8 protein-coding genes and 1 pseudogene are annotated in these 8206 nt (G+C 73.3%); 7 read left to right on the top strand and 2 right to left on the bottom strand.

Features of this window, described 5'->3' with window-relative positions:
* A pseudogene (locus tag ACFXA3_RS27035) lies at window positions 1-409 on the bottom strand (hypothetical protein); the annotation flags it as partial.
* 223 nt (window positions 410-632) lie between these two features.
* Between ACFXA3_RS27035 and ACFXA3_RS27030 the strand changes: the two are divergent.
* From ACFXA3_RS27030 to ACFXA3_RS27000, 7 genes are all read left to right on the top strand, one after another.
* Window positions 633-1247: a phosphatase PAP2 family protein gene (locus ACFXA3_RS27030; RefSeq protein WP_385190949.1), complete on the top strand. Its 615-nt coding sequence runs from the start codon at window positions 633-635 to the stop codon at window positions 1245-1247.
* Between the two features lie 23 nt (window positions 1248-1270).
* Window positions 1271-2212, top strand: a complete 942-nt coding sequence (locus ACFXA3_RS27025; protein WP_385190947.1) for an A/G-specific adenine glycosylase — start codon at window positions 1271-1273, stop codon at window positions 2210-2212.
* Between the two features lie 173 nt (window positions 2213-2385).
* Complete coding sequence (locus ACFXA3_RS27020) at window positions 2386-2958, top strand: SigE family RNA polymerase sigma factor (protein ID WP_229337378.1); 573 nt, start codon at window positions 2386-2388, stop codon at window positions 2956-2958.
* Between the two features lie 38 nt (window positions 2959-2996).
* The gene (locus tag ACFXA3_RS27015) at window positions 2997-3635 is read left to right on the top strand and encodes a hypothetical protein (RefSeq protein WP_385190946.1); all 639 of its coding nucleotides are present in this window, start codon (window positions 2997-2999) and stop codon (window positions 3633-3635) included.
* 38 nt (window positions 3636-3673) lie between these two features.
* The gene (gene cseB, locus ACFXA3_RS27010) at window positions 3674-4387 is read left to right on the top strand and encodes a two-component system response regulator CseB (RefSeq protein WP_385190944.1); all 714 of its coding nucleotides are present in this window, start codon (window positions 3674-3676) and stop codon (window positions 4385-4387) included.
* Window positions 4384-5697: a two-component system sensor histidine kinase CseC gene (cseC, locus tag ACFXA3_RS27005; protein ID WP_385190942.1), complete on the top strand. Its 1314-nt coding sequence runs from the start codon at window positions 4384-4386 to the stop codon at window positions 5695-5697. Before cseB ends, cseC begins: the two co-directional genes overlap by 4 nt.
* 382 nt (window positions 5698-6079) lie before the next feature.
* A complete protein-coding gene (locus tag ACFXA3_RS27000; RefSeq protein WP_385190940.1) occupies window positions 6080-7195 on the top strand; it encodes a LamG domain-containing protein in 1116 nt (371 codons plus the stop codon).
* A gap of 1 nt (window position 7196) precedes the next feature.
* Here ACFXA3_RS27000 and ACFXA3_RS26995 read toward each other — a convergent pair whose 3' ends face one another.
* Entirely contained in the window at window positions 7197-7817 is a 621-nt protein-coding gene (locus tag ACFXA3_RS26995) for a M23 family metallopeptidase (protein ID WP_385190939.1), read from the bottom strand.
* Window positions 7818-8206 lie beyond the last annotated feature (389 nt).

The following is an 8206-nucleotide window of genomic DNA, read 5'->3' as shown; positions in this document are numbered from 1 at the left end:
CCCACGGCCTGCGCACGGGCGAGCCGCGGTTCTTCGCCGCCGCGGGTGTGCTCGCGGCCGCCCTACCCCCCCGCGTGATCGGGGACGGCCTGGCGGCGGTGGGGGGGGGGGGGGGCCCGGCGCGCGCGCCGCCCGCCCCCGCCCCCCCGCCGCCGGAACCGGAACCGGAACCCGTACCGGTGCCCGCGGTGCCGCCCGGTTCGCCGTTCTTGCCCGCGCCGCCGCCCGACTCCGCGCGCCCGCCCGGCGCCTGGCTGATCGCCGGCCCCGTCCCCGAGGGTCCCGGGGTGATCGAGGCGACGGGATCGGGTCCCTTCTGCCCCTTGCCGTTCGTACTCGTCTTCCCGCCACCGGAACTGACGGTCCATACGGCGAGGAGCGCGAGGAGCGCGACAACGGACGCCAGCACGGCCCTCCGTCGCCAGTAGATGGAGGAGGGGAGCGGCCCGACCGGATTGCGCATAGATCCCACGGACGGAACTTTACGAGAGTCCGCGGCCCGATCCGCGCCCCACATGCCGCGCAACCGGCTTGTTTTGCCGATGATCATCTCGGGGGCGGACCCCGTGCCGTCGAGTTTCGGCCAGGGGTCGGGCGTCAGGCTTGATCGCGTTTGAGTACGGTCGGTGACCATGGAAACCTCCGGCCTGTACCGCGACATCACCGACTCCGCCCGTTCCGCCCCCGGCTGGCTGCAATCGGCGTTCGAGGTCTGGACGGAGTACGGGCTGTTGTTGTTCGGCCTGCTCTTCATAGCCGTGTGGTGGCGTGCCCGCGCCCTGTCCGGGGCGCGGCCCGTCGCCCTCGCCGTCGTCGCGCCGCTCGCCACGGCCGTCGCGTACGTGGGTTCCGAGGTGGTGAAGTCCGCCGTGCACGAGGAGCGGCCGTGCCGGGCCGTCGCCGGGGCCGCCGCCTCGCTCGTCGCCTGCCCGGCCCCCGGTGACTGGTCGTTCCCCAGCAACCACTCCGCGATCGCGGGCGCCGCCGCCGTCGCGCTGGCCTTCGCCGTGCGCCGCCTGGTGCTGCTGACCGTCCCGCTGGCCCTGCTGATGGCCTTCTCCCGGGTCTTCGTGGGCGTCCACTACCCGCACGACGTCGTGGTGGGCCTGCTGGTCGGCGGTGCGCTCGCCGCGATCACCGTGCTCGTCCTCACCGGTCCGATCAGTACGGTCACCGCCGCCATGCGGGCGAGCGGAGGGCGCGCCGCCGTCTGGTTCTGCGGCCCGGGCCCCGCGCGCCGGCCCTGAAACGTGCCAGGATGCCGTTTGCCATGACTGCATCCACCAGCCCTTCCCCCGACGTGTCCCACGCGCTGCACTCCCCGGTCATCGCCTGGTTCGACGAGCACGCCCGTGACCTGCCCTGGCGCCGCCCCGAGGCCGGCCCCTGGGGGGTCATGGTCAGCGAGTTCATGCTCCAGCAGACCCCGGTCAGCCGGGTCCTGCCCGTGTACGAGCAGTGGCTCGCCCGGTGGCCCCGCCCCGCGGACCTGGCCGCCGAGTCCCCCGGTGAGGCCGTACGGGCCTGGGGGCGGCTCGGCTACCCCCGGCGGGCCCTGCGGCTGCACGGCGCGGCCGTGGCGATAACGGAGCGGCACGGCGGTGACGTACCGCGGGACCACGCGCAGCTGCTCGCGCTGCCCGGGATCGGCGAGTACACGGCGGCCGCCGTGGCCTCGTTCGCGTACGGGCAGCGGCACGCCGTGCTCGACACCAACGTGCGCCGGGTGTTCGCCCGCACCACGACCGGCGTCGAGTACCCGCCGAACGCCACGACCGCGGCCGAGCGGCGCCTCGCGCGGGCCCTGCTGCCCGACGACGAGGAGACCGCGGCCCGTTGGGCGGCGGCGTCGATGGAGCTGGGCGCCCTGGTGTGCACGGCGAAGTCCCCGGACTGCGTGCGCTGTCCGGTGGCCGGCCTGTGTGCGTGGCGGCTGGCCGGGAAGCCGGCGCACGAGGGGCCGCCGCGGCGCGGGCAGACGTACGCGGGGACGGACCGGCAGGTGCGCGGCAAGCTCCTCGCGGTGCTGCGCGACGCGGTCGGACCGGTTCCGCAGGCCGTGCTGGACACCGTGTGGGACGAACCCGTGCAGCGGGCCCGGGCGCTGGACGGACTGGTCTCCGACGGACTGGTCGAACCGCTCGCCGCGGGGATGTACCGGCTGCCGCAGGGCGCCCCCGCCCGTCCGGCCGCGGACACCGACACAAACTGAGCCACTCATTCCGCTTGTCCCGGTCAAAGCCCAGCTCACGGCGCTGTTACACAACCTATGGGTGTCCGTGCGCCCACCGAAGTCTCACCCGCACAACCCCGTGACAACCCCTCCGTACCTTCGCATTCGTAGGACACGGGGATGAGCGGTTGGACGGGTGGAGGCGGTCTGAGATGGCGCACGGCGAGGTACTCGGATTCGAGGAGTACGTACGCACTCGGCAGGATGCGCTCCTGCGCAGTGCCCGGCGCCTGGTCCCGGACCCCACCGACGCGCAGGACCTCCTGCAGACCGCGCTGGTGCGCACGTACGGCCGCTGGGACGGCATCGCCGACAAGTCGCTGGCCGACGCCTACATGCGCCGCGTCATGATCAACACCCGGACCGAGTGGTGGCGCGCCCGCAAGCTCGAAGAGGTCCCGACCGAGCAGCTCCCGGACGCCTCCGTCGAGGACGGCACCGACCAGCGCGCCGACCGCGCCCTGCTGATGGACATCCTGAAGGTCCTCGCCCCCAAGCAGCGCAGCGTGGTCGTCCTGCGACACTGGGAGCAGATGAGCACCGAGGAGACCGCCGCCGCGCTCGGAATGTCTGCGGGTACTGTGAAGAGCACCCTGCACCGCGCACTGGCCCGGCTCCGGCAGGAGCTGGAGAGCCGGGATCTGGACATGCGCGCGCTGGAGCGCGGTGACCACCGCGGTGACCACACCATCCGGTACGAGGGGCGTGAGCGGTGCGCGGCCTGAATGGCCAAAGCCTGAGCGGCAGAAGTTCGCTGGTACTGATGTCGGCGGGGACGATCGTCCTCGTCGGCACCGTGCTGTTCGCCGCCGGTTGCTCCACCGGCGGCACCGGGCTGCGTGACGGCGGCCCGGCCCACACCGAGTCCGTGGCCAAGAGCGGCGCGCCGACGACCACCCCGCCCGACCACGTCCCGGCCACCACGGGCGGGTCCGGCAAGCCCGCCAAGAGGGTCGACCCCGTGGCGCTGCTGAAGGCGGACCCGAAGGTCAGCGCCGAGGTCAAACGGGACCTCAAGCCCTGCACGGGCAAGGAGTACCCCGTCGACGTGAGCTACGGGAAGGTCACCGGGGGCCCCGAGGTCGACATCGTCGTCAACGTCCTGTCCTGCGCCGATGCGCTGGGGCGGGGCTCCTACGTGTACCGGGCGGAGGGCGGGACGTACGAGAATGTGTTCTCGGACGAGCAGCCGCCCGTCTACTCGGAGATCGACCGGGGTGACCTGGTGGTCACCAGGCCGGTGTACGGGAAGAGCGACCCGCTCGCCTACCCCTCGGGCGAGGACGTGATCACGTACCGCTGGAACGGGGAGAAGTTCACCGAGCAGGACCGGGTGCACACCGACTACAGCAACATCGACGGCGGGGCCCAGCCCGCGCCCGCGATCACCCAGAAGAACTGACGGACCGAAACAGCGAAGAACCGAGGCGAGGCTCCCGCATGGCCGAGACCCATGTCCTGTTCGTGGAGGACGACGACGTCATCCGCGAGGCCACGACCCTGGCGCTGGAACGCGACGGGTTCGTGGTCACCGCCATGCCCGACGGCCTGTCCGGCCTGGAGTCCTTCCGGGCCGACCGGCCAGACATCGCGCTGCTCGACGTGATGGTGCCCGGCATGGACGGCGTGAGCCTGTGCCGCCGCATCCGCGACGAGTCCACCGTCCCGGTCATCATGCTGTCGGCGCGCGCCGACTCCATCGACGTCGTCCTGGGGCTGGAGGCGGGCGCCGACGACTACGTCACCAAGCCCTTCGACGGCTCCGTCCTCGTCGCCCGCATCCGCGCCGTGCTGCGCCGCTTCGGCCACGCCGGCGGCCCGCAGAACGGCCGGTCCGGCGCCAACGGCGAGGACCCGTCCGAGGAGCGCGGGGTGCTGCTCTTCGGCGACCTGGAGGTCGACACCGAGGGCATGGAGGTCCGCAAGGCCGGCGCCCCGGTGGCGCTCACGCCCACCGAGATGCGGCTGTTGCTGGAGTTCTCCTCCGCGCCCGGCACCGTACTGTCGCGCGACCGGCTGCTGGAGCGGGTCTGGGACTACGACTGGGGCGGCGACACCCGCGTCGTGGACGTCCACGTCCAGCGGTTGCGCACGAAGATCGGGCAGGACCGCATCGAAACGGTCCGGGGATTCGGATACAAGCTCAAGGCATGAGGCGCTTCACCCTCCGTACGGGGATCCGCTGGAAGATCACGCTCGCCATCGCCGCCGTCGGCGCGCTCGTCGCCGTCGCACTGAGCCTGGTCGTGCACAGTGCTGCCCGCGTGTCGATGCTGGAGAGCGCGCGCGAGACGCAGCTGGCCAACGTGCAGTTCATCGCCCGGTTCGCCGAGGCCGGGCGCAAGCCGTCCATGGGCGCCAAGCTCAACGACCCCGACCTGCCCGCCGCGCTGCGCGAGAAGGCCCGGTCGGGGCGGCGCGGCACGTACGTGCAGGAGTCCCGCAAGGGCGTGCCGGAGGTGTGGGCGGCGGTGCCGCTCGGGAACGGGCAGGTGCTCTCGCTGCACAACCCGTTCAAGGAGAGCGCCAACCTGGTGCGCGACCTGGACCGGGCCCTGGTCGTCGGTTCGCTGTCGGTCGTGGTCGCGGGCGCGGCGCTCGGCGTGCTCATCGGCGGGCAGATCTCCAGCCGGCTGCGCAAGGCCGCGACCGCCGCCCAGCGGGTGGCGCACGGGGATCCCGACGTACGGGTGCGCGACGCGGTCGGGGGCGTCGTGCGGGACGAGACCGACGACCTCGCGCGGGCCGTGGACGCCATGGCCGACGCGCTCCAGCAGCGGCTGGAGGCCGAGCAGCGGGTCACCGCGGACATCGCGCACGAGCTGCGGACCCCGGTGACGGGCCTGCTCACGGCGGCGGAGCTGCTGCCGCCGGGGCGGCCCACCGAACTGGTGCGGGACCGGGCCCAGGCGATGCGGGCGCTGGTCGAGGACGTGCTGGAGGTGGCCCGGCTGGACAGCGCGTCCGAGCGGGCGGAGCTCCAGGACGTGGCGCTTGGCGAGTTCGTGAGCCGGCGGGTGGCGTCGCTGATGCCGGAGGCGTCGGTACGGGTGGTGGCGGACGAGATCGTCAGCACCGACCCGCGGCGGCTGGAGCGGATCCTGGGCAACCTGCTGGCCAATGCCGCGCGGTACGGGCAGCCGCCGATCCAGGTCGACATCGAGGGCCGGGTCGTACGGGTCCGGGACCACGGGCCGGGCTTCCCGGAGGCGCTGCTGCGCGAGGGGCCGAGCCGGTTCCGCACCGGGTCGACGGACCGCGCCGGGGTGGGGCACGGGCTGGGGCTGACCATCGCGGAGGGCCAGGCCCGGGTGCTGGGCGCCCGGCTGACGTTCCGCAACGTGGCGGCTCCGGGCGGCGTGGAGCGCGAGGGTGCGGCGGCCGGCGCGGTGGCGGTGCTGTGGCTGCCGGAGCACGCGCCGACGGCGACGGGAAGCTTCCCGATCATCAAGCTGTCGGGCTGAACCGATCGGGACCGGGCCGTACTGCCGTGCGGGCCCGTGATTTAGCATCCCAGGCATGACCGACGGTACGAATCCCCCCAGCAACCCGCAGCCCGAGCCCGCCCCGGGGAACGGGGGCTACGGGTTCCCGCCGGTGCCACCGGCCCCCGCGGCGGGCTACGGCTACCCGCCCGGCGCACCCGCCCCCGGTGGCGGGGGGGGGGGGGGGGGGCCGCCCCGCGGCGCGGGCCCCCGCGGGGCGCGGCCCGCGCGCGCGCCCCCCCCCGCGCGCCCCCCCCCCCGCGCCCCCCGCCCCCCCCCCCCCCGGGGTATCGGGGGCTCGGAGTTGTGTATAACACACCGCAACCCCCCCGGCCCACCCCCCCCCGGTGGGGGCGGCGGCTTGGGGCCGCCGCCGGCGGCCGTGCCCACGGGCGGCGCAGGCTACGGCTATCCGCAGCCCGGTGCCCAGCCCGGCCCGTACCAGCAGGCCCCGGCCCCGGGCGCACCGCAGCAGCAGGAGTGGGCCCAGGGGCTGCCGAACATGGGCGCGCCGACGCCGCCCGGCGGTCCGGGGCCCGCTCTGCCCGGGCCGTTCGCACCGCAGCCGGACCAGCCGGACTGGGAGGCCATGGCCGACCGTTCGGCGGCGGAGAAGCGCAAGAAGCGGCTGTGGATGATCGGCGGCGCGGTGACCGTCCTGGCGCTGCTCGCCGGCGGTGGAACGTTCCTGTTGCTGGGCGGCGACGACCAGGGCAAGGACGACAAGGCGGACGACAACCCGTCCCCGACCGCGTCGGCCTCACCCTCCCCCAGCGGGTCGAAGAGCAAGACGCCGGTCGACAACACCCCGACCGTCAAGGGCGACCCGACGAGCATCCGGGACCGCAGCGGCAAGGCTCCGCTGAAGATGGGAGCCGACGCCGGGGTCTTCCCGATCGACAAGCGCTTCGAGATCCGTACGAAGGGCAACGAGAACTCGTACGCCGAGTCGGAGAAGCGCGTGGTGGACACGGCCAAGAGCTTCACCGTCTCGGCCCGGGTCTGGGTCCGCTCGGAGAAGGGGCGCCAGACCGCCGTCAGCCAGGGCAACGAGAAGGCGTCGTCGTTCGAGCTGGGCCTGGACCAGGTGAACGGCAAGCCGGCCTGGGTCTTCCGCGTGCAGACGGGCGACCAGGGGGCGGACGCCACCACCGTGGTCGTGGCCGGCGACGCCCCGAAGATGGAGAAGACCTTCGCGGAGCTGACCGGGACCTACGACGCCGAGCGCAAGCTGGTCGCGCTGTACGTGAACGGGAAGAAGACGGGCGAGAGCCCGGTCCCGGGCGTCTTCCAGGCCCAGGGGCCGCTCCAGCTGGCCCGGGCCCGGCACGACGACAAGTGGACGTCCGCGTGGAACGGCGCCATGGACAGCATCCAGACGTACGACGCCCTGCTGTCCCCGGCGCAGATCGACACGCTCAAGGCGGGCCGGGTGGACGCGTCGACGAAGCCGACGGGTTCCTGGCTCCTGTACTGAATCAGACGGTGACGCCGGCGTTGCGCAGGAACGTGACCGGGTTGACGGCCGAGCCGTAGTTCGGGGTGGTCCGGATCTCGAAGTGGAGGTGCGGGCCGCTGGAGTTGCCGGTGTTGCCGGACAGGGCGATCTGCGCGCCCTTGGCGACCTTCTGGCCGATCCGGACCTGGATCTTCGAGAGGTGCGCGTACTGCGAGTACGTGTTGTTCGCGTGCTTGATCACGATGGCGTTGCCGTACGCCGGGCCGTCGCCGCCGCCGCCCGGGCCGGCCTTGACGATCGTGCCGGCGGACGCGGCCTTGACGGGGGTGCCGACGGGGCAGGCGAAGTCCTGGCCCGAGTGCTTGTGGGACCACATGGTGCCGCCCTTGCCGAAGGTGGCGGAGAGCGTGTAGCTCGACACCGGCTTCTGCCAGGCGACGGCGGCCTTGGTGGCGGCGGCCACGGAGGCCTGCGCCTTGGCCTGGGCGGCGACGAGCTCGGCGGTGCCGGTCAGGGCGGTCTGCGGAGCCGTGTCGGCGAAAGCGGCGGTCGTCCCGGCCCCGAGAGCCAGGGCCGCACCGAGAGCGGTGGCGGCGAGGGCGGTACGGGTACGACGGGTGCTGACGCGCTTCGCGGACATGAAGGGACCTCCGGGGCCGGGGACAAGGGCGGGGCGGGCGTGAAGCCACCCGGCACGATCGAAGGCCGATGCCGGGCTTGCCCACCCTTGGTAACCCGTGTCCCGCCGCATCCCCAAACCTCCCGATTACTACCGGGACTCGTAGGGGCGGAGGTGTGACGCAGCCGTTTGACTGCGTCCCTTCTGGGCCGAGGGGACCGTAATTCCGGGGCAAAATGGACACTCGATCTACGAGACGTCCTCGTAGGTCCGATTTGCCCTGTGCGGCTTGTCACCGGAAAAGGGGCGGGGCCCCCCCCCCCACGGGGCGCGGGGCGGCCCCCGGGCCCCCCGCCCCGCGGGGGTATCTCGGCCGCGGCAGCAGGGGGGTCGTATTTAAAAAAAAAAAC

The sequence above is a fragment of the Streptomyces sp. NPDC059456 genome, from assembly GCF_042750055.1.
Classification (GTDB): domain Bacteria; phylum Actinomycetota; class Actinomycetes; order Streptomycetales; family Streptomycetaceae; genus Streptomyces.
The sequence above is the reverse complement of the archived record's forward strand: the minus strand, read 5'-3'. Positions and strand labels throughout refer to the sequence as shown.